The following is a 2,842-nucleotide window of genomic DNA, read 5'->3' as shown; positions in this document are numbered from 1 at the left end:
CTCTAAATGGGGAGCCTGGCGTTGACCTACTTTCACATGGGGAAGCCCCACACTATCATCGGCGATGCGGCGTTTCACTGCTGTGTTCGGGATGGGAACAGGTGGTTCCACCGCTCTATGGACGCCAGGCGAAGGGGTAGCCGACCGGCCCAGGGTTAGCTGAGGCCGATCGGCGGTAAAGTGAATGCGTGTTGTATCTAGTGCGTGTTGCTTTGGCGTTATATGGTCAAGCCGCACGGGTAATTAGTACGGGTTAGCTGCATGCATTACTGCACTTCCACATCCCGCCTATCAACGTGGTGGTCTTCCACGGCCCTTCAGGGGGCTCGAAGCCCCGGGGAGATCTCATCTTGGGGTTGGCTTCCCGCTTAGATGCTTTCAGCGGTTATCCAATCCGAACTTAGCTACCCGGCAGTGCCACTGGCGTGACAACCGGAACACCAGAGGTTCGTCCATCCCGGTCCTCTCGTACTAAGGACAGATTCCCTCAAATCTCCAACGCCCACGGCAGATAGGGACCGAACTGTCTCACGACGTTCTGAACCCAGCTCGCGTACCACTTTAAATGGCGAACAGCCATACCCTTGGGACCTGCTTCAGCCCCAGGATGTGATGAGCCGACATCGAGGTGCCAAACACTGCCGTCGATATGGACTCTTGGGCAGTATCAGCCTGTTATCCCCGGAGTACCTTTTATCCGTTGAGCGATGGCCCTTCCATACAGAACCACCGGATCACTAGAACCGTCTTTCGACCCTGTTCGACGTGTCTGTCTCACAGTCAAGCTGGCTTATGCTCTTGCACTAACCGCACGATTTCCGACCGTGCTTAGCCAACCTTCGTGCTCCTCTGTTACGCTTTCGGAGGAGACCGCCCCAGTCAAACTACCCACCATGCACGGTCCCCGACCCGGATAACGGGCCTGGGTTAGAACACCAAACATACCAGGGTGGTATTTCAAGGTTGGCTCCACCAGAACTGGCGTCCTGGTTTCAAAGCCTCCCACCTATCCTACACAAGTAGGTTCAGTATTCAGTGCAAAGCTGTAGTAAAGGTTCACGGGGTCTTTCCGTCTTGCCGCGGGTACACTGCATCTTCACAGCGATTTCAATTTCACTGAGTCTCGGGTGGAGACAGCGCCGCCATCGTTACGCCATTCGTGCAGGTCGGAACTTACCCGACAAGGAATTTCGCTACCTTAGGACCGTTATAGTTACGGCCGCCGTTTACCGGGGCTTCGATCAAGGGCTTCTCCGAAGATAACCCCATCAATTAACCTTCCGGCACCGGGCAGGCGTCACACCCTATACGTCCTCTTTCGAGTTTGCAGAGTGCTGTGTTTTTGATAAACAGTCGCAGCGGCCTGGTCACTGCAACCCCCTTCAGCTTACGGAGCAAGTCCGATCACCTAACGGGGGCGCACCTTCTCCCGAAGTTACGGTGCTATTTTGCCTAGTTCCTTCACCCGAGTTCTCTCAACGCCTTGGAATTCTCATCCAGTCCACCTGTGTCGGTTTCGGGTACGGTCAACCGTTATCTGAAGCTTAGAGGCTTTTCCTGGAAGCATGGCATCAACCACTTCGTTCCCGTGGGAACTCGTCGTCACCTCTCGGTGTTGATCTCCCGGATTTGCCTAAGAGATCCACCTACGGGCTTAAACCGGACACCAACTGCCGGCTGGCCTAGCCTTCTCCGTCCCCCCATCGCAATAACGGTCGGTGCAGGAATATTAACCTGCTTCCCATCGACTACGCTTCTCAGCCTCGCCTTAGGGGCCGACTCACCCTGCGCCGATTGACGTTGCGCAGGAAACCTTGGACTTTCGGCGTACGAGGTTTTCACTCGTATTATCGTTACTCATGTCAGCATTCGCACTTCCGATACCTCCAGCAAACCTCACAGTTCACCTTCGCAGGCCTACGGAACGCTCCTCTACCATGCCTTACGGCATCCGCAGCTTCGGCGGTGTGCTTGAGCCCCGGTAAATCTTCCGCGCAGGCCGACTTGACCAGTGAGCTATTACGCTTTCTTTAAAGGATGGCTGCTTCTAAGCCAACCTCCTGGCTGTCTCTGCCTTCCCACATCGTTTCCCACTTAGCACACACTTGGGGGCCTTAGCTGGCGGTCTGGGTTGTTTCCCTCTCCACGACGGACGTTAGCACCCGCCGTGTGTCTCCCGTGATTGCACTTCTCGGTATTCGGAGTTTGCCATGGTTTGGTAAGTCGGGATGACCCCCTAGCCATAACAGTGCTCTACCCCCGAGAGTGAGACACGAGGCGCTACCTAAATAGCTTTCGAGGAGAACCAGCTATCTCCGGGCTTGATTAGCCTTTCACTCCGACCCACAGCTCATCCCCTAATTTTTCAACATTAGTGGGTTCGGGCCTCCAGTCAGTATTACCTGACCTTCACCCTGGCCATGGGTAGATCGCGCCGGTTTCGGGTCTACTGACCGCGACTGAACGCCCTGTTCAGACTCGCTTTCGCTACGCCTCCCCTACTCGGTTAAGCTTGCCACGATCAGTAAGTCGCTGACCCATTATACAAAAGGTACGCAGTCACAGAACAAGTCTGCTCCTACTGCTTGTACGCACACGGTTTCAGGTTCTATTTCACTCCCCTCGCCGGGGTTCTTTTCGCCTTTCCCTCACGGTACTGGTTCACTATCGGTCGGTAAGGAGTATTTAGCCTTGGAGGATGGTCCCCCCATGTTCAGACAGGATTCCACGTGTCCCGCCCTACTCGACATCACGCTAAAAGAGCTTTCGTGTACGGGGCTATCACCCGCTATGGCCAGACTTTCCAGACTGTTCCACTAACTCTAAAAGCGCTTGATGGGCT

The 2,842-nt window shown here is 55.0% G+C and carries 2 rRNA genes (1 of these 2 only partly in view); both read right to left on the bottom strand.

The annotated features are described in order from the left end of the window. Nucleotides 1-13: 13 nt before the first annotated feature. Nucleotides 14-129: ribosomal RNA gene (rrf, locus tag FAZ79_RS11055) — 5S ribosomal RNA — on the bottom strand. A 93-nt stretch (nt 130-222) separates the two neighbouring features. Beyond that, nucleotides 223-2,842, bottom strand: a 23S ribosomal RNA gene (locus tag FAZ79_RS11050) (it continues 259 nt past the right edge of the window).

The organism is Guyparkeria sp. SB14A (assembly GCF_005096345.1).
Classification (GTDB): domain Bacteria; phylum Pseudomonadota; class Gammaproteobacteria; order Halothiobacillales; family Halothiobacillaceae; genus Guyparkeria; species Guyparkeria hydrothermalis.
The sequence above is the reverse complement of the archived record's forward strand: the minus strand, read 5'-3'. Positions and strand labels throughout refer to the sequence as shown.